We start from the raw sequence: 18,007 nt of genomic DNA, 5'->3' as shown, positions 1-18,007 counted from the left end.
CCAGTGTCATTTGCCACTGCCCGCGACGCTCTCGCCGCCGCGGGTCAGGTAATAGGCGCCAAGGATTGGCAGCATGGTCACCAGCATCACCAGCATGGCGACCACGTTGGTCACCGGCACGTCGCGCGGTCGGCTCAGCTGGTTGAGCAGCCAGATCGGCAGGGTGCGTTCGTGGCCGGCGGTGAAGGTGGTGACGATGATTTCATCGAACGACAGGGCAAAAGCCAGCATGCCGCCGGCCAGCAGCGCCGAGCCGAGGTTGGGCAGGATGATGTAGCGGAAGGTCTGCCAGCCATCGGCGCCCAGGTCCATCGACGCTTCGATCAGGTTTTGCGAGGTGCGCCGCAGGCGGGCGATCACGTTGTTGTAGACAATCACCACGCAGAACGTGGCGTGGCCGACCACGATGGTGAACACCCCGGGCTCTATCCCCAAGGTCTTGAACGCCGAGAGCAGGGCGATGCCGGTGATGATGCCGGGCAAGGCAATGGGCAGGATCAGCATCAGCGAAATGCTCTCTTTGCCGAAGAAGTTGCGCCGATACAGTGCGACTGACGCCAATGTGCCGAGCACCAGGGCAATCAGCGTGGCCAAGCAGGCCACCTGCAGCGACAGCTTGATCGCCTCCAGCACATCGGGCCGGGCGAAGGCCACACCAATCCATTTCAGGGTGAAGCCCTTGGGCGGGAAGCTGAATGCCGCGTCTTCGGTGTTGAAGGCGTACAGGAAGATGATCAGGATCGGGAAATGCAGGAACAGCAGCCCGCCCCAGGCCGCCAGGCGCAGCCCTGTAGACGCTTTTTCAGAGTGCATCGAAGGCCCCCAGGCGCTTGACGATGGACAGGTACACCGCAATCAGCACGATGGGCACCAGGGTGAACGCGGCGGCCATCGGCATGTTGCCGATCGCCCCTTGCTGGGCATAGACCATGCTGCCGATGAAGTAGCCGGGCGGGCCGACCAGCTGCGGCACGATGAAGTCACCCAGGGTTAGCGAGAAGGTGAAGATCGAGCCGGCGGCGATGCCCGGGATCGACAGCGGCAGGATCACTTGCAAAAAGGTTTGCCCAGGCCGTGCGCCAAGGTCTGCCGAGGCTTGCAGCAGCGAAGGCGGCAGGCGCTCCAGCGCGGCCTGGATCGGCAGGATCATGAACGGCAGCCAGATGTACACGAATACCATGAAGCGCCCCAGGTGGGAGGTCGACAGCGTGCTGCCGCCCACACCGGGCACGGCCAGCAGCGCTTGCAGCAGGCCATCCAGGTGCAACTGCTGGACAAACCACTGGGCCACGCCGCCCTTGGCCAGCAGCAGGGTCCAGGCGTAGGTCTTGACGATGTAGCTGGCCCACAGCGGCATCATCACCGCGATGTAGAAAAATGCCTTGGTCTTGCCGCTGGTATAGCGCGCCATGTAATAGGCGATGGGGAAGGCCAGTACCGCGCTGGCCAGCGACACTGCCACCGCCATGCCCAGGGTGCGCAGAATGATGTCGAAGTTCGACGGGTTGAACAGCGCGGCGAAGTTGCCCAGGGTCAGGTCCGGGGTCACCGCCATGGTGAAGTCGTCGAAGGTATAGAAGCCTTGCCACAGCAAGTTCAGCAACGAGCCCAGGTAGATTGCGCCGAACCAGGTCAGCGGGGGTATGAGCAGCAGTGCCAGGTAAAGGTTTGGGCGCCGGTACAGCAGGTTGGCCAGGCTGCGCAGTGTGCTCATTTCAGTGGGCCTCGTTTTCCTGCAGCACCGTCATGGCCTCGCGGGGCCAGTGTGCCCGCACCCGTTGCCCGGGCTGCCAGGGGTGGGCTTGTGCTTGCCAGCGGTCGTTGGCCTGGCTTACCGCCAACAGCTGGCCACTGTCCAGTTGCAGCTCGTAGCGGGTGGCGCTGCCCTGGTACTGGATATCGCGCAACAGGCCGCTTACCTGCACTTCGTGGCTGGTCACCACAAGGTCGCCCAGGCGGATGTGCTCGGGGCGGATGGAGAAGGGCGCCGGGCTGCCGTTGAGCTGCATGGCCAGCTCGCCACGCACTACGTTGGACGTGCCGACGAATTCTGCGACGAAGGGGGTGGCGGGCTTCATGTACAGATTGCGCGGTGTGTCGACCTGTTCGATACGGCCGCGGTTGAACACCGCGACCCGGTCGGACATCGACAGGGCCTCGGTCTGGTCGTGGGTGACAAAGATGAAGGTGATGCCCAGCTGGCGTTGCAGCTTTTTCAGCTCGCCCTGCATCTGTTCGCGCAACTTAAGGTCCAGTGCGCCCAGCGGCTCATCCAGCAGCAATACCCGTGGGCGGTTGACCAGGGCGCGGGCCAGGGCCACGCGCTGGCGCTGGCCGCCAGACAGCTGCGCTGGCTTGCGCGAGCCATAGCCGGCCAGGGCCACCATGGCCAATGCTTCTTCGGCGCGGTTGTGGCGTTCGGCCTTGGCCACGCCTTTTACCTTCAGGCCGTAGGCGATGTTGTCCAGGACATTCATGTGCGGGAACAGGGCGTAGTCCTGGAACACAGTGTTGACGTCGCGCAGGTAGGGCGGCACCCCAGCGGCCTCGACACCGTGGATGCGGATCGAGCCGCTGGTGGGTTGCTCGAAGCCGGCGATCAGGCGCAGGCAGGTGGTCTTGCCCGAACCTGAAGGGCCGAGCATGGAGAAGAACTCGCCATCGATGATGTCGATGCTGACCTGGTCGACGGCCTTGACCTCGCCGAAGGTGCGGCAAACCTGGGTGAACTGGACGGCTAGGGGCATGCGTGGGCTCCGGACATCGATGTTTCTCCTGTTCCGGCCTCTTCGCGGGCAAGCCCGCTCCTACAGGCGGTGATCAGCCTGTGGGAGCGGGCTTGCCCGCGAAGGGGCCAGTACAGGCATTCAGGCAACCTCAGCGCCCACCCATGATCGCAATGTAATCCTGGGTCCAGCGGCTATACGGCACGAACTTGCCCCCCTGGGCCTGCGGGGTCTTCCAGAAGGCAATCTTGTCGAAATTGTCGAAACCGTTGGTCTTGCAACCTTCGGCCCCCAACAGTTCGCTGCCGGTGCATGCCGCCGGCACCGCCGGCAACGAGCCGAACCAGGCCGCCACATCACCTTGCACCTTCGGCTGCAATGACCAATCCATCCACTTGTAGGCGCAGTTGGGGTGCTTGGCTTCGCTGTGCAGCATGGTGGTGTCGGCCCAGCCGGTCGCGCCTTCCTTGGGAATGGTCGAGGCCACCGGCTGGTTTTCGCCCTTCAGGCCATTGACCATGTAACCCCAGGAGCTGGAGGCGACAACGCCTTCGTTCTTCACATCACTCATCTGCACCGTGGCGTCATGCCAGTAACGATGGATCAGCGGTTGCTGCTGGCGCAGCAGTTCCAGCACGGCCTTGTATTGCTCCTCGTTCAGCTCGTAGGGGTCCTTGATGCCCAGTTCGGGCTTGGTGGACTTCAGGTACAGCGCCGCGTCGGCGATATAGATCGGCCCGTCGTAGGCCTGCACGCGGCCCTTGTTGGGCTTGCCGTCGGGCAGGTTCTGCGGCTCGAACACCACACCCCAGCTGGTGGGGGCCTGCTTGAAGGTATTGGTGTTGTAAAGCAGCACGTTCGGCCCCCACTGATACGGGGTGCCGTACACCTGCTTGTCGACCACGTACCAGCCACCGTTCTGCAGGCGCGGGTCGATGTTCTTCCAGTTGGGGATCAGGGCGGTGTTGATCGGCTGCACGCGCTTGCCCACGATCAGCCGCAGCGAGGCATCGCCCGAGGCGGTGACCAGGTCATAACCGCCCTTGGTCATCAGGCTGACCATCTCGTCCGAGGTGGCGGCGGTCTTCACACTGACCTTGCAGCCGGTTTCCTTCTCGAAGCCGGTCACCCAGTCATAGGCCTTGTCGCTTTCACCGCGCTCGATATAGCCGGGCCAGGCGACGATATCCAGGCGCCCCTCGCCAGGCCCCAGGGCCTTGGGCGGTTCGGCAGCCTGCAGGCTGGCGCTGGCCAGCACGGCACCGGTCATGGCGCCGAGCAATGCGGTCTTGTGCACTGACATGGTGTTCCCTCTTTTTGGAGATCTTGTTCGGGGCAGTCATCAAGCAAGCCGTGAAGCAATTGTTATCAGCGTAGTGCGATCGCGCGAGGTATTGGCGATATCGAGTCTAGTTGGCTTTTTGCCAGCCAATGCAACATCCGGAAGCAAATCCGCGATGGCGTGCGTTCGGGCAAGCCTTACTCTGGCGGTTGAATCTTCTTGCGTGGAGACACATGAATGAACACTCGGGGCTTGCTTGATCAACTCCTCAAATCCGGCCAGCAGATGCTCGAAAAACAGGGGGGCGCCAACACGTCCAGCAGCGCTGGCGGTGGGCTTGGCGGGCTGTTGTCCGGTGCCGGTGGCGGCCTGTTGGGTGGCGGCGCTCTGGGCTTGTTGCTGGGCAGCAAGAAAGCCCGAAAATACGGCGGCAAAGCCCTGACCTATGGTGGCCTGGCCGCGCTGGGAGTGCTCGCCTACAAAGCCTACGGCAACTGGCAGGCCAATCAGCGCGGGGCCGCAGCCGAGCCGCAAACCGTCGACCGCCTGCCGCCTGCACAGGTCGAGCAGCACAGCCAGGCGGTGCTGCGGGCGCTGGTGGCGGCGGCCAAGTCCGATGGCCATATCGACGAGCGCGAACGGGCGCTGATCGAGGGCGAGTTCACCCGCCTGGACAGCGACCGCGAGCTGCAGCACTGGCTGCACGCCGAGCTGAACAAGCCGCTGGACCCGGCCGAAGTGGCCCGCGCCGCGCAAACGCCGGAAATGGCCGCCGAGATGTACCTGGCCAGCGTGATGATGGTCGACCAGGAAAACTACATGGAACGTGCCTACCTCGACGAACTGGCCCGCCAACTGCGCCTGGACCCAGGCTTGCGTCAGGAGCTGGAAAGCCAGGTACGGCTTGCTGCGGGCCAATAACTGGGGGCTGCGTCGCAGCCCATCGCCGGCAAGCCAGCTCCCACAGGGTTATCACAACCTTCGACATTTCGCTGATACCTGTGGGAGCGGGCGTGGCCGCGAAGGGCTGCACAGCAGCCCCAGTGACATGTCCATCAGCAGGTATGCCTGTTTAGCCCTCACTTCACCCGCAAATCTGTAAGGCCTCTGGGCTATACTTCGGCGATTTTTCCCGCTCGTTGTGAATTCCTGAGGGCTGAATGTGAAAAACTGGACCTTGCGCCAACGGATCCTGGCAAGTTTCGCCGTGATCATCGCCATCATGCTGCTGATGATCGTGGCCGCCTACTCGCGGTTGGTGGCCATCGAAACTGCCGAACAGGCGGTGGGGACCGACAGCATTCCCGGGGTCTATTACAGCTCGATGATCCGCAGCGCCTGGGTCGACAGCTACGTCACCAGCCAGCAACTGGTGGGGCTGTCCAACCACCGTGAGATCACTTCAGCCGACATGGAGCTGTTCAAAAGCTTCGAAGACCGGCTCAAGCAGCACATGGCCAGCTACCAGGCTACCATCCAGGACAAGGACGACCAGACCCGCTTCGAGAGCTTCGTGCAACTGGAAGAGAACTACCTCAGGATCGTCAATCAGGTGCTGGATGCATATCGCCAGCACAACTACGCCGAAGCTGAACGGCTGATCATGGAGGTGCTGACGCCGGCCTGGGTGGAAGGGCGCAAGCACCTTAATGAAGTGATCGAATTCAATCGGGCGTCTGCCGCCTCCGCCACCAGCGAGATTGTCAGCGCCGTGAGCACGGCCAAAGGCAGCATGGTGGTTTCGCTGCTGCTGGCCATCGTCGCGGCCGCCATTTGTGGCCTGTTGCTGATGCGTGCCATCACCGCTCCCATGCAGCGCATTGTCCATGCGCTCGACAGGTTGCGCTCGGGTGACCTGAGCATGCGCCTGAGCCTGGACCGCAAGGACGAGTTCGGCGCCATCGAAAGCGGGTTCAACGAAATGGCCGAGGCACTGGCCAACCTGGTGGCACAGGCACAGCGTTCGTCGGTGCAGGTGACCACGTCGGTTACCGAAATTGCCGCCACGTCCAAGCAACAGCAGGCCACTGCCACCGAAACGGCAGCTACTACCACCGAAATCGGCGCCACCTCGCGGGAAATTGCGGCCACTTCACGTGATCTGGTGCGGACCATGACCGAAGTCACCTCCGCCGCTGATCAGGCTTCCAGCCTGGCCGGCTCCGGCCAGCAGGGGCTGGCGCGCATGGAAGAGACCATGCATCAGGTGATGGGCGCCGCCGACCTGGTCAACGCCAAGCTCGGTATCCTCAACGAGAAGGCCAGCAACATCACTCAGATGGTGGTAACCATCGTCAAGGTTGCCGACCAGACCAACCTGCTGTCGCTGAACGCCGCCATCGAAGCGGAAAAGGCCGGCGAGTACGGCCGTGGCTTTGCTGTGGTGGCCACCGAAGTGCGCCGCCTTGCCGACCAGACCGCCGTGGCCACCTACGACATCGAGCAGATGGTGCGTGAAATCCAGTCGGCGGTATCGGCCGGGGTCATGGGCATGGACAAGTTCTCCGAAGAAGTACGCCGTGGCATGTTCGAAGTGCAGCAGGTGGGCGAGCAGCTCAGCCAGATCATTCATCAGGTGCAGGCCTTGGCGCCGCGCGTGCTGATGGTCAACGAAGGCATGCAGGCCCAGGCCACCGGTGCCGAGCAGATCAACCAGGCGCTGGCCCAGCTCAGCGATGCCAGTACCCAGACCGTCGAGTCGCTGCGCCAGGCCAGTTTTGCCATTGATGAACTGAGCCAGGTGGCCGCCGGCCTGCGTGGCGGCGTGTCGCGTTTCAAAGTCTGACCGCGATGAACGACTTGCAACCGCGCGCCGCACCCGTGCACAACGTCAAGGGTGAGTTGTACCTGCAGTTTCGCCTCAGGGAGCAGCGCTTTGCCCTGAGCGTGCACGAGGTGATCGAGGTGCTGCCGCGCCAGCCGCTCAAGCCGATTGCCCAGGCACCTGCCTGGGTCGCGGGCATCCTCGCCCATCGCGGCCAACTGGTCCCGGTGATCGACCTTGCCGCGCTGAGTTTTGGCCAACCTGCGGCGCAACGCACCAGTACGCGCCTGGTGCTGGTGCACTACCGTGGCAGCCTGCAGCTTGGCCTGATCCTGGAACAGGCCACTGAAACCCTGCGTTGCCAACCCGACGAGTTCCAGCCCTATGGCGTGGACACGGGCGAAGCGCCATATCTGGGCCCGGTGCGCCAGGATGCTCTGGGCCTGCTGCAGCGCATCGAAGTCAATGACCTGCTGACCGACGCCGTGCACCAATTGCTGTACACGCAAGACCCGACAGGGATGCTTACATGAACGAGCAGCGTTTTTTCCGCTTCCTGCGTGAGCGTATCGGCCTGGACGTGGAGTCGGTGGGCGCGCCCATGGTCGAACGCGCACTGCGCCAGCGTTGCGTTGCCGTGGGCGCGGCGGACCTGGAAGATTACTGGCTGCGTCTGCAGCAGTCGACGGATGAGCAACAAGCGCTGATCGAAGCGGTGATCGTCCCGGAAACCTGGTTTTTCCGATATCCCGAATCCTTCACGGCACTGGGCAGCCTGGCCCACAAACGCCAGGCCCAACTGGCGGGCGCGCGGCCACTGCGATTGCTCAGCCTGCCTTGCTCAACCGGCGAGGAACCTTATTCGCTGGCCATGGCCTTGCTCGACGCCGGCATGGCGCCGGGCGCATTCATCATTGATGGCATGGACATCAGCCCCAACTCGGTAGCCAAGGCCGGGCAGGCTGTGTATGGCCGCAATGCTTTCCGTGGCAGCGAACTGGGCTTTCGCGAACGCTATTTCGATGCGCTGGACGAAGGCCACCGCCTGCATGAACGGGTACGTCAGCAGGTCAGCCTGCAGGTGGGCAATGTGCTTGACCCGGCGTTGGCCAGCCGCGATGGGCTGTATGACTTCGTGTTCTGCCGCAATCTGTTGATCTATTTCGACGTGCCTACCCAACAGCGTGTGTTCGAAGTGCTCAAGCGCCTGCTGCATCCACAGGGTGTGCTGTTCATCGGCCCGGCCGAAGGCAGCTTGTTGGCACGCCTGGGCATGCGTCCGCTAGGGATCGCCCAGTCGTTTGCCTATGTGCGCCAGCAAGGTAACAGCACCCCGTTGCCGGCGACACCCGCCCAGCCCGCGAGGCGGACGCTGGCGACTTTACCCGCATCAGGTTATCCGCCGCCCGGCGTGCCGATGCGGCGCCCGCTGCGGGTGCTGCCGGCGGTGACCCGTCCTGCGCCAGCCCGTGAGCACAAGCCCGAGGCCGCCAGCGAGTTGCTGGCCAGCATTGCCCGGCTGGCCAATGCCGGCGCCAGCGAACAGGCGCGTGAAGAATGCCAGCGCTACCTGAAGCAGTATCCGCCGTCCGCCCAGGTGTACTACTGGCTGGGGCTGCTCAGTGATACCGAGGGCGATGCGCAGCAGGCGCTGACCCACTATCGCAAGGCCCTGTACCTGGAACCACAGCACCCCGAAGCGCTGGTGCACCTGGCCGCCTTGCTGGCGGCCCAGGGCGATCTGGCCGGCGCCCGGCGCCTGCAGGATCGCGCAGTGCGGGCTGGTCGGGAGCCTGAACGATGAACACTGAATCCGCGTTGCAATTGCTCGCCGAGGATGACGCGCACATCGACGACTGCTGGAACCGTATTGGCGTGCACGGCGACAAGCAGTGCCCGCTGCTGGAGCGGCATGTTCATTGCCGCAATTGCGAGGTGTATGCCGCTGCGGCTACGCGTTTGCTCGACCGCTATGCGCTGATGCCGGATCACCAGGCAGCAGCGGTACAACAGGTCGAAGAAAACACCGGCCGCTCCATGCTGCTATTTCGACTGGGCGAAGAATGGCTGGCGCTGGCCACTGCCAGCCTGGCCGAAATCGCCCCGCTGCAGGCTGTGCATTCGCTGCCGCACCAGCGCTCGCGGCTGCTGCAGGGGGTTGCCAATGTCCGCGGTGCGTTGGTCCCATGCCTGTCGCTGGCTGATTTGCTGGGTGTGCAGGCCGGCACCGCCGAGCAACGGAGCGGTCGGGCCATGCCCCGCATGCTGATTCTGGCTGCCGCAGGTGGGCCTGTAGTGATGGCCGTCGAGGAAATCGACGGTATCCACCGGCTCGACCCATTGCTGCTGGGCAGCGGCCAGGACGCCTCACGCTTCACCGCTGCTGTCCTGCAGTGGCGCGGCCGCAGCGTGCGGGTGCTGGACGATCAACACCTACTGTCTGCCGTGCAGCGGAGCCTGTCATGACCCCAGAGCAAATGCGCGACGCATCGTTGCTCGAACTGTTCAGCCTGGAGGCCGAGGCGCAGACCCAGGTGCTGAGTGCTGGCTTGATGGCACTGGAACGCAACCCCACCCAGGCCGACCAGCTTGAGGCGTGCATGCGTGCCGCTCACTCGCTCAAGGGGGCCGCGCGCATCGTCGGGGTGGATGCTGGTGTCAGCGTTGCCCACGTCATGGAAGATTGCCTGGTGGCGGCGCAGGAAGGTCGGCTGCGGCTGACCGCCGAGCACATTGACACACTGTTGCAGGGGACCGACCTGCTGATGCGTATCGCCACGCCAGGCGATGCCGCGGCGCAGGCGACCTTGCCGGTGTTTCTTGCGCAGATGGCCAGCCTGCTCGACCCGGGCGCTGCGATGCCTGCACCGCCGCTGGCTGCACCCGTGGTCCCAGAGCCGCCGTTGGCAAGCTTGCCGTCTGCCCCCCCGGTATTGCCAGCCGAACCGCCGGAGTCAGAGGCAGAGCCCGAGCCGATTCTGCAGCGCAAGGCTGGCAAGCGCGCAGGCGAAGGTGCCGAGCGGGTACTGCGTGTCACCGCCGACCGCCTCAATAGTCTGCTCGACCTGTCCAGCAAGTCGCTGGTGGAAACCCAGCGGCTCAAGCCTTACCTGGCCACCCTGCAACGCCTCAAACGCATGCACGGCCAAGGCATGCAGGCGCTCGACGGCTTGCGCCTGCAACTCGAGGACAGTGGCCAGAGCAGCGAGGTGCTCGAAGCCCTGGCGCAAACCCAGCGTCTGCTGGCGGAAACCCAGCAGATCCTGCAGCAGCAGGCGGCCGACCTGGACGAGTTCGGCTGGCAGGCCAGCCAGCGTGCGCAGTTGCTGTATGACACGGCCCTGGCTTGCCGCATGCGGCCGTTTGCCGACGTGCTGACCGGGCAGAGCCGCATGGTCCGCGACCTGGGCCGTTCGCTGGGCAAGCCGGTGCGGTTGGTGGTGGAAGGGGAGAAAACCCAGGTCGATCGCGATGTGCTGGAAAAGCTCGAAGCACCGCTGACGCACCTGTTGCGCAATGCCGTCGACCACGGCATCGAATTGCCCCAGCGGCGCCTGCTGGCGGGCAAGCCCGACGAAGGCGTGATCCGCCTGCGGGCTTCGCACCAGGCCGGCATGCTCAGCCTGGAGCTGATCGACGATGGCGCCGGTATCGACCTGGAGCGCCTGCGCAGCAGCATCGTCGAGCGTGCCCTGTCGCCCGCCGACACTGTGGCGCGCATGAGCGAGGCGGAACTGCTGACGTTCCTGTTCCTGCCTGGTTTCAGCCTGCGCGACACGGTCACCGAGGTGTCCGGGCGCGGTGTGGGGCTGGATGCGGTGCAGCACATGATCCGCGAGCTGCGCGGCTCGATAGAACTGACCCAGGTGGCGGGGCAGGGCTGCCGCTTCCACCTTCAGGTACCGCTGACCTTGTCGGTGGTACGTAGCCTGGTTGTCGAGGTGGGCGGTGAAGCCTACGCCTTCCCGCTGGCCCATATCGAACGCACGCTGGAGGTGACCGCCGAGCAGATCGTACAGATCGAAGGGCGCCAGCATTTCTGGCATGAAGGCCGGCATATCGGCCTGGTGGCAGCCAGCCAGTTGCTCAACCGCCCGGCCGGGCAAAGCGACGAAGCCAGCCTGCGCGTGGTGGTGATCCGCGAGCGCGAGCAACTGTATGGCGTGGCCGTGGAGCGGCTGGTGGGCGAGCGGGTGCTGGTGGTGATGCCACTCGACCCACGGCTGGGCAAGGTGCAGGACATTTCCTCTGGCGCTTTGCTCGATGATGGCTCGGTGGTACTGATCGTCGATGTCGAAGACTTGCTGCGCTCGGTGGAAAAACTGCTCAGCACCGGCAGCCTTGAACGCGTCGAGCGCGGCAGCAGCGGTGCCCGCGGCGTGGTCCGTAAACGCATCCTGGTGGTCGACGACTCGCTGACCGTGCGCGAGCTGCAGCGCAAGCTGCTGGGCAACCGCGGCTACGATGTGGCGGTGGCGGTAGATGGCATGGACGGCTGGAACGCCCTGCGCGGCGAGGACTTCGATCTGCTGATCACCGATATCGACATGCCGCGCATGGACGGCATCGAGCTGGTCACCCTGGTTCGCCGCGACCAGCGCCTGCAGTCGCTGCCGGTAATGGTGGTGTCCTATAAAGACCGTGAGGAAGACCGACGGCGTGGCCTGGATGCAGGCGCCGACTACTATTTGGCAAAGGCCAGTTTCCACGACGATGCGTTGCTGGATGCTGTGGTGGAGCTGATCGGAGGTGCTCAGGGATGAAGATCGCCATCGTCAATGACATGCCCATGGCCGTCGAGGCGCTGCGCCGGGCGGTCGCCCTGGAGCCTGCTCACCAGGTGGTGTGGGTGGCCAGCAACGGCGCCGAGGCGGTGCAGCGCTGCGCCGAGCAATTGCCGGACCTGATCCTGATGGACCTGATCATGCCGGTAATGGACGGCGTGGAGGCCACCCGGCGAATCATGGCCGAAACCCCGTGCGCCATCGTCATCGTCACGGTTGACCGCAAACAGAATGTGCACAGGGTGTTCGAGGCCATGGGACATGGTGCCCTCGACGTGGTCGATACCCCGGCGCTGGGCGCTGGCGATGCCCGCGAAGCGGCGGCACCGCTGCTGCGCAAGATCCTCAATATCGGCTGGTTGGTCGGCCAGCAACGCAGCCCTGCCGCAAAGCCGGTTGCCGCGCCCGTGCGCGAGGCTTCCCAGCGTCGCGGGCTGGTGGCGATCGGCTCGTCTGCGGGTGGCCCGGCGGCCCTCGAAGTGCTGCTCAAGGGTTTGCCGGCAGCGTTTCCGGCGGCCATCGTGCTGGTCCAGCATGTGGACCAGGTGTTTGCCGCAGGGATGGCCGAATGGCTCAGCAGCGCAGCAGGCCTGCCGGTGCGCCTGGCCCGCGAAGGCGAGCCGCCGCAGCCGGGCCAGGTGTTGCTGGCAGGCACCAACCACCACATTCGCCTGCTACAGAATGGCCAACTGGCCTACACTGCCGAGCCTGTCAATGAAATCTATCGGCCATCGATCGATGTGTTCTTCGAAAGCGTGGCACGTTACTGGAATGGCGATGCGGTGGGCGTGCTGCTCACCGGTATGGGCCGCGACGGCGCCCAGGGCCTGAAGCTGATGCGTCAGCAGGGCTTTCTGACCATTGCCCAGGACCAGGCCAGCAGCGCAGTGTACGGCATGCCCAAGGCTGCTGCGGCCATTGATGCCGCGGTGGAAATTCGCCCGCTTGAACGCATCGCCGGGCGCTTGACGGACTTTTTCGCAAAATGACGAAATGTAATGAATCACGCCGCCAGGCCGGCAGTGATCGGGTGAACAGGTATGAATGAATTACCGATCGAGGGTTTTCCCACCACCAACGAGAACTCGGCGATGGTGCTGCTGGTCGACGACCAGGCCATGATCGGCGAGGCGGTGCGGCGGGGGCTGGCCAATGAAGACAACATCGACTTCCACTTCTGTGCCGATCCGCACCAGGCGGTGCTACAGGCCATGCGCATCAAGCCCACGGTAATCCTCCAGGACCTGATCATGCCTGGTCTTGACGGTCTGACCCTGGTGCGCGAATACCGCAACAACCCGGCCACTCAGGACATCCCGATCATCGTCCTGTCGACCAAGGAAGACCCGCTGGTGAAGAGCGCGGCGTTTGCCGCCGGGGCCAACGACTATCTGGTCAAGCTGCCGGATACCATCGAACTGGTCGCGCGTATTCGCTACCACTCACGCTCCTACCTCACGCTGTTGCAACGCGACGAGGCCTACCGCGCCTTGCGCGTCAGCCAGCAGCAGCTGCTCGATTCCAACCTGATGCTGCAGCGGCTGATGAACTCCGATGGCCTGACCGGGCTGTCCAATCGCCGCCACTTCGACGAGTACCTGGAGCTGGAATGGCGCCGCGCCATGCGGGAACAGCAGCAGCTGTCGTTGCTGATGATCGATGTGGATTATTTCAAGGCCTACAACGACAGCTTCGGTCACCTTGCCGGCGACGAGGCTTTGCGTCAGGTAGCCGAGGCGATCCGTGGCTCGTGCTCGCGGCCGACCGACCTGCCGGCCCGCTATGGTGGCGAGGAGTTTGCGCTGGTGCTGCCCAATACGTCGCCCGGCGGGGCACGCCTGGTGGCCGAGAAGCTGCGCCAGACCGTGCTGGCCCTGGGCATCCCGCACACCGCTCCGGCTGCCGATGCCCGCCTGACCGTGAGCATTGGCCTGGCCACCCAGACCCCGGCCGTCGGCAGCCACTGCCGGCTGTTGATCTCGGCGGCGGACAAAGGCTTGTACCAGGCCAAGAACAGCGGGCGTAACCAGGTTGGCATTGCCTGACGGCAGGTACGCCGCTGCCATGGGGTAAATACGGCGCTCCGGTCGCCCGGCGGGTCTGCCGTCGTGCAGCGGACTCGGTTATACTCGCAGGCTTTTCACCGAATTCGCACGAGTAGCCAGCCCATGGAAATCCAACCGATCCTGAACACCATCAAGGACCTCACCGAGCGTTCCCAGTCCATTCGGGGGTATCTTTGACTACGATCACAAGCATGACCGCCTGATCGAAGTCAACCGCGAGCTGGAAGACCCCAACGTCTGGAACAAGCCCGAGTACGCCCAGGCCCTGGGCCGCGAGCGTGCCATGCTGGCACAGGTCGTCGAGACCCTGGACAAGCTGTCCAATGGCCTGTCCGACTGCAAGGACCTGCTCGACATGGCTGTCGAGGAAGAGGACGAAAGCGCTGTCAGCGACGTCGAGACCGAGCTGCAGGGCCTGGAAGAGTCCCTGGCGCAGCTTGAGTTCCGTCGCATGTTCAGCGGCGAAATGGACATGAACAACGCCTACCTGGATATCCAGGCCGGCTCCGGCGGTACCGAGGCGCAGGACTGGGCCAACATCCTGCTGCGCATGTACCTGCGCTGGGCCGACAAGCGTGGTTTTGACGCCACCATCATCGAGCTTTCCGAAGGTGAAGTCGCCGGCATCAAGGGCGCCACCGTGCACATCAAGGGCGAGTATGCCTTCGGCTGGCTGCGTACCGAAATCGGTGTGCACCGCCTGGTGCGCAAGAGCCCGTTCGACTCCGGTGCCCGTCGCCACACCTCGTTCTCGGCGGTATTCGTGTCGCCCGAAATCGACGACAAGGTCGAGATCGAGATCAACCCGTCCGACCTGCGCATCGACACCTACCGTTCCTCCGGTGCCGGTGGTCAGCACGTGAACACCACCGACTCGGCCGTACGTATTACCCACGTGCCGACCAACACCGTGGTGGCCTGTCAGAACGAACGCTCCCAGCACGCCAACAAAGACACCGCCATGAAAATGCTGCGGGCCAAGTTGTACGAGCTGGAAATGCAGAAGCGCAATGCTGCTTCGCAGGCGCTGGAAGACAGCAAGTCGGACATCGGCTGGGGCCACCAGATCCGTTCCTACGTACTGGATGACTCGCGCATCAAAGACCTGCGCACAGGCGTAGAGCGCAGCGACTGCCAGAAAGTGCTGGACGGTGACCTCGACCAGTACCTGGAAGCAAGCCTCAAGCAAGGGCTGTAAGCCGCACTCCACTGCCGCGATACCTGGCTACCCGCCGGTATCGCGTGCCCTGCCCGAATAGGGCAACGAATACCTGATGGAAAGAATGACGACATGAGCGACCTCAAGACCGAATCGCAAGACCTGCAACAGGAAGAAAATGCCCTGATCGCCCTGCGCAAGGAAAAACTTGCCGCCGAGCGCGCCAAAGGCAACGCCTTCCCCAACGACTTCCGTCGCGACAGCTACTGCAACGACCTGCAGAAACAGTACGCGGACAAGACCAAGGAAGAGCTGGAAGCAGCCGCGATCCCGGTCAAGGTTGCCGGCCGTATCATGCTCAACCGTGGCTCGTTCATGGTGATCCAGGACATGACCGGTCGTATCCAGGTCTACGTCAACCGCAAGACCCTGCCAGAAGAAACCCTGGCCGCAGTCAAGACCTGGGACCTGGGCGACATCATCAGCGCCGAAGGCACACTGGCCCGTTCCGGCAAGGGCGACCTGTACGTCGAAATGACCAACGTGCGTCTGCTGACCAAGTCGCTGCGCCCGCTGCCCGACAAGCACCATGGCCTGACCGACACCGAGCAGCGCTACCGCCAGCGTTACGTCGACCTGATGGTCAACGAAGAAACCCGCCACACGTTCCGTGTGCGTTCGCAGGTGATCTCGCACATTCGCAAGTTCCTCATCGAGCGTGACTTCCTCGAAGTTGAAACGCCAATGCTGCAGACCATCCCGGGCGGCGCGGCGGCCAAGCCGTTCGAAACCCACCACAACGCCCTGGACATGGCCATGTTCCTGCGTATCGCGCCGGAGCTGTACCTCAAGCGCCTGGTGGTCGGTGGCTTTGAAAAGGTGTTCGAGATCAACCGCAACTTCCGTAACGAAGGTGTTTCGACGCGTCACAACCCTGAATTCACCATGCTCGAGTTCTACCAGGCCTACGCCGATTACCGCGACAACATGGACCTCACCGAGGAACTGTTCCGCGAGCTGGCACAGCTTGTACTGGGCTCTACCGACGTGCCGTACGGCGACAAGGTGTTCCACTTCGGCGAGCCGTTCGTGCGCCTGTCGGTGTTCGACTCGATCCTCAAGTACAACCCGGAACTGACCGCTGCCGACCTGCAGGACGTTGACCGCGCCCGCGACATCGCCAAGAAGGCCGGTGCCAAGGTGCTGGGCCACGAAGGCCTGGGCAAGCTGCAGGTGATGATTTTCGAAGAGCTGGTCGAGCACAAGCTGGAGCAGCCGCACTTCATCACCGAGTACCCGTTCGAAGTGTCGCCGCTGGCCCGTCGTAACGACGACAATCCGGCTGTCACCGACCGCTTCGAGCTGTTCATCGGTGGCCGCGAAATCGCCAACGCCTACTCCGAGCTCAACGATGCCGAGGACCAGGCCGAGCGCTTCCTGGCCCAGGTGGCCGAGAAGGACGCCGGTGACGACGAAGCCATGCACTACGATGCCGACTTCGTGCGTGCGCTGGAATACGGCATGCCGCCGACCGCCGGTGAAGGCATCGGTATCGACCGGCTGGTGATGCTGTTGACCAACTCGCCGTCGATCCGCGACGTGATCCTGTTCCCGCACATGCGTCCACAGGCCTGAGTGAATTGAACAAGCCGCCTTTCGAGGCGGCTTTTTCTTGCCTGAAGCTTTATGTTGGCTGTACTGGCTCTATCGCCGGCAAGCCAGCGCCCACAGGTACTGCATAGGTCCTGACGATTGTGCGGGCCTGTGGGGGCTGGCGTGCCGGCGATGAGGCCAGCGCAGGCCGCAGATGACTTGAACCGTGAGGTATCCCCGTGACACCCGCCATGCCTGATCAAGGCGCCGCCGGCATCGCTACCGCCGTCGCCGAAAACGTGCAATACCAAGGTCGCAAGACTGCCCGCCAAGGCAGCGAACAGCGCCGCCAGCTGATCCTCGACGCCGCCATGCGCATCGTTGTGCGCGATGGGGTTCGCGGTGTGCGCCACCGTGCGGTGGCCGCCGAGGCCGCTGTGCCGCTGTCGGCCACCACCTACTACTTCAAGGACATCGAGGACCTGCTCACCGACACCTTCGCCCAATATGTCGAGCGCAGTGCCGCCTACATGGCCAAACTGTGGGCCAACACCGAGGTGGTGTTGCGCCAGTTGCTGGCCCAGGGCGACGGCAGCCCGCAGGCACGGGCGCGGCTGGCTGACGAAGTGGCGCGCATGACTGCCGACTATGTGCAGCGGCAACTGCTGAACCGCCGCGATTTCCTGATGGCCGAACAGGCCTTTCGCCAGGAAGCGCTGCTGTGTCCACGCCTGGCTGAGCTGGTACGTGCCCACGAGCAGATCCTGCTGCACGGCACTCGGCAATTGTTGCAGGTGGTGGGATCGCGGCAACCGGAACAGGACGCCCAGATGTTGACGGCGATTATCGAGCAGATGGAATATCAGGGCCTGCTCAAGGATGCGAACGCGCAAGCCGATGGGCAGATGCTCGCTATGCTTACCCGATACCTGCAGCTGGTGCTGGCATCGGCCTGAGCCGAGACCGATTTTTCAAGGAGAACCTGATGAAAGCCTGGCGTGTGGTGTTGTTGACTCTGTCATTCCTGCTGCTGGGCGGTTGTCTGGTGACCTTCCATGAGCCTTTGCCCAGCAACCAGGCGGCGCCCAAGGCCCTGCTCGGCAAGTGGAGCAGCAAGGACGCCTGGGGCGAGCCGTTGAAGCTGACCATCAGCCGCAGCGGCGGCGGTGCCTACAAGGCGGTGGCCACGGCCAAGGGCAAGGCGCCTGAGGAATACGTGTTCACCGTTTCGCGCCACGGTAACCGCTGGTACCTGTCGGCAGGCGTGCCCAAGCGCCTGGGGGGCAACTTCCTGATCGGCGGTTTCGACATCGTCGAGGGCAAGGAGCTGGTGGTCTACAACCTGGATGTCGAGCAGGTGCAGCAGGCGGTGGACAAAAAGGAACTGACCGGGCGCAGTACCGAGGTGCCGGAAGACAACGGTGACGGCGTGCTGATCGACAGCCCGTCGGCGCGTGTGCTGGCCTACCTGGACGACCCGGCCAATTCCGATTTGTTCGTCGAAGTGGCGCGGTTCCAGCGTACTGGCAAGTAGCGACCTGTGCCGGCCTCTTCGCGGCTAAAGCCGCTCCCACAGGCACTGCATCAGGCTTGAGACCTGTGCGGTCCCCGTGGGAGCGGCTTTAGCCGCGAA

General features: G+C 63.8%; 16 protein-coding genes. 12 read left to right on the top strand and 4 right to left on the bottom strand.

Translation table 11 applies throughout. The features are described from left to right. Positions 1 to 6: 6 nt before the first annotated feature. The 4 genes from CKW35_RS09055 to ydcS all read right to left on the bottom strand — a co-directional run bounded on the left by CKW35_RS09055 (position 7) and on the right by ydcS (position 4,029). A complete protein-coding gene (locus tag CKW35_RS09055; protein ID WP_016485158.1) occupies positions 7 to 813 on the bottom strand; it encodes an ABC transporter permease in 807 nt (268 codons plus the stop codon). Continuing rightward, entirely contained in the window at positions 803 to 1,714 is a 912-nt protein-coding gene (locus CKW35_RS09050) for an ABC transporter permease (protein ID WP_095115741.1), read from the bottom strand. Before CKW35_RS09050 ends, CKW35_RS09055 begins: the two co-directional genes overlap by 11 nt. Before the next feature lies 1 nt (position 1,715). Next, complete coding sequence (locus CKW35_RS09045) at positions 1,716 to 2,747, bottom strand: ABC transporter ATP-binding protein (protein WP_095115739.1); 1,032 nt, start codon at positions 2,745 to 2,747, stop codon at positions 1,716 to 1,718. Between the two features lie 130 nt (positions 2,748 to 2,877). Beyond that, positions 2,878 to 4,029, bottom strand: a complete 1,152-nt coding sequence (gene ydcS / locus CKW35_RS09040) for a putative ABC transporter substrate-binding protein YdcS (RefSeq protein ID WP_095115737.1) — start codon at positions 4,027 to 4,029, stop codon at positions 2,878 to 2,880. A 216-nt stretch (positions 4,030 to 4,245) separates the two neighbouring features. Here ydcS and CKW35_RS09035 point away from each other — a divergent pair, with 216 nt between their 5' ends. The 12 genes from CKW35_RS09035 (at position 4,246) to CKW35_RS08980 (ending at position 17,908) form a co-directional block, all read left to right on the top strand. Then, entirely contained in the window at positions 4,246 to 4,929 is a 684-nt protein-coding gene (locus CKW35_RS09035; protein ID WP_060517554.1) for a tellurite resistance TerB family protein, read from the top strand. A 241-nt stretch (positions 4,930 to 5,170) separates the two neighbouring features. After that, a complete protein-coding gene (locus tag CKW35_RS09030) occupies positions 5,171 to 6,793 on the top strand; it encodes a methyl-accepting chemotaxis protein (RefSeq protein WP_016485163.1) in 1,623 nt (540 codons plus the stop codon). Positions 6,794 to 6,798: 5 nt separating this feature from the next. Continuing rightward, positions 6,799 to 7,305, top strand: a complete 507-nt coding sequence (locus CKW35_RS09025; protein WP_016485164.1) for a chemotaxis protein CheW — start codon at positions 6,799 to 6,801, stop codon at positions 7,303 to 7,305. Then, positions 7,302 to 8,576 (top strand): protein-glutamate O-methyltransferase CheR, encoded by a 1,275-nt coding sequence (locus CKW35_RS09020; RefSeq protein ID WP_070086569.1) that lies wholly within the window; start codon positions 7,302 to 7,304, stop codon positions 8,574 to 8,576. Before CKW35_RS09025 ends, CKW35_RS09020 begins: the two co-directional genes overlap by 4 nt. Next, entirely contained in the window at positions 8,573 to 9,238 is a 666-nt protein-coding gene (locus CKW35_RS09015) for a chemotaxis protein CheW (RefSeq protein WP_016485166.1), read from the top strand. Before CKW35_RS09020 ends, CKW35_RS09015 begins: the two co-directional genes overlap by 4 nt. After that, positions 9,235 to 11,535 (top strand): hybrid sensor histidine kinase/response regulator, encoded by a 2,301-nt coding sequence (locus CKW35_RS09010; RefSeq protein ID WP_016485167.1) that lies wholly within the window; start codon positions 9,235 to 9,237, stop codon positions 11,533 to 11,535. Before CKW35_RS09015 ends, CKW35_RS09010 begins: the two co-directional genes overlap by 4 nt. Next, positions 11,532 to 12,545: a Wsp signal transduction system protein-glutamate methylesterase WspF gene (gene wspF, locus CKW35_RS09005; RefSeq protein WP_095115735.1), complete on the top strand. Its 1,014-nt coding sequence runs from the start codon at positions 11,532 to 11,534 to the stop codon at positions 12,543 to 12,545. Before CKW35_RS09010 ends, wspF begins: the two co-directional genes overlap by 4 nt. Before the next feature lie 51 nt (positions 12,546 to 12,596). Continuing rightward, a complete protein-coding gene (gene wspR / locus CKW35_RS09000; RefSeq protein WP_016485169.1) occupies positions 12,597 to 13,601 on the top strand; it encodes a Wsp signal transduction system regulator diguanylate cyclase WspR in 1,005 nt (334 codons plus the stop codon). A gap of 123 nt (positions 13,602 to 13,724) precedes the next feature. Next, positions 13,725 to 14,820 (top strand): peptide chain release factor 2 gene (gene prfB / locus CKW35_RS08995; protein WP_096425666.1). Its coding sequence is split into 2 segments (ribosomal slippage): positions 13,725 to 13,796 and positions 13,798 to 14,820, totalling 1,095 coding nucleotides; the frame shifts between segments, so codons are not numbered across the junction. 93 nt (positions 14,821 to 14,913) lie between these two features. Beyond that, positions 14,914 to 16,416 (top strand): lysine--tRNA ligase, encoded by a 1,503-nt coding sequence (lysS, locus tag CKW35_RS08990; RefSeq protein WP_012270790.1) that lies wholly within the window; start codon positions 14,914 to 14,916, stop codon positions 16,414 to 16,416. Between the two features lie 209 nt (positions 16,417 to 16,625). Next, the gene (locus CKW35_RS08985) at positions 16,626 to 17,330 is read left to right on the top strand and encodes a TetR/AcrR family transcriptional regulator (RefSeq protein WP_016485171.1); all 705 of its coding nucleotides are present in this window, start codon (positions 16,626 to 16,628) and stop codon (positions 17,328 to 17,330) included. Between the two features lie 29 nt (positions 17,331 to 17,359). After that, positions 17,360 to 17,908 (top strand): hypothetical protein, encoded by a 549-nt coding sequence (locus CKW35_RS08980; protein WP_016485172.1) that lies wholly within the window; start codon positions 17,360 to 17,362, stop codon positions 17,906 to 17,908. Positions 17,909 to 18,007: the final 99 nt, after the last annotated feature.

Origin of the sequence: Pseudomonas sp. Irchel 3F3 (assembly GCF_900187545.1) — a bacterium.
GTDB classification, from domain to species: Bacteria; Pseudomonadota; Gammaproteobacteria; order Pseudomonadales; family Pseudomonadaceae; genus Aquipseudomonas; species Aquipseudomonas fortuita.
The sequence above is the reverse complement of the archived record's forward strand: the minus strand, read 5'-3'. Positions and strand labels throughout refer to the sequence as shown.

Coding starts and splice junctions, on each gene's coding strand:
- CKW35_RS09055 (WP_016485158.1), bottom strand. CDS start 813: ATGCACTCTGAAAAAGCGTCTACAGGGCTGCGCCTGGCGGCCTGGGGC.
- CKW35_RS09050 (WP_095115741.1), bottom strand. CDS start 1,714: ATGAGCACACTGCGCAGCCTGGCCAACCTGCTGTACCGGCGCCCAAAC.
- CKW35_RS09045 (WP_095115739.1), bottom strand. CDS start 2,747: ATGCCCCTAGCCGTCCAGTTCACCCAGGTTTGCCGCACCTTCGGCGAG.
- ydcS (WP_095115737.1), bottom strand. CDS start 4,029: ATGTCAGTGCACAAGACCGCATTGCTCGGCGCCATGACCGGTGCCGTG.
- CKW35_RS09035 (WP_060517554.1), top strand. CDS start 4,246: ATGAACACTCGGGGCTTGCTTGATCAACTCCTCAAATCCGGCCAGCAG.
- CKW35_RS09025 (WP_016485164.1), top strand. CDS start 6,799: ATGAACGACTTGCAACCGCGCGCCGCACCCGTGCACAACGTCAAGGGT.
- CKW35_RS09020 (WP_070086569.1), top strand. CDS start 7,302: ATGAACGAGCAGCGTTTTTTCCGCTTCCTGCGTGAGCGTATCGGCCTG.
- CKW35_RS09015 (WP_016485166.1), top strand. CDS start 8,573: ATGAACACTGAATCCGCGTTGCAATTGCTCGCCGAGGATGACGCGCAC.
- CKW35_RS09010 (WP_016485167.1), top strand. CDS start 9,235: ATGACCCCAGAGCAAATGCGCGACGCATCGTTGCTCGAACTGTTCAGC.
- wspF (WP_095115735.1), top strand. CDS start 11,532: ATGAAGATCGCCATCGTCAATGACATGCCCATGGCCGTCGAGGCGCTG.
- wspR (WP_016485169.1), top strand. CDS start 12,597: ATGAATGAATTACCGATCGAGGGTTTTCCCACCACCAACGAGAACTCG.
- lysS (WP_012270790.1), top strand. CDS start 14,914: ATGAGCGACCTCAAGACCGAATCGCAAGACCTGCAACAGGAAGAAAAT.
- CKW35_RS08985 (WP_016485171.1), top strand. CDS start 16,626: ATGCCTGATCAAGGCGCCGCCGGCATCGCTACCGCCGTCGCCGAAAAC.
- CKW35_RS08980 (WP_016485172.1), top strand. CDS start 17,360: ATGAAAGCCTGGCGTGTGGTGTTGTTGACTCTGTCATTCCTGCTGCTG.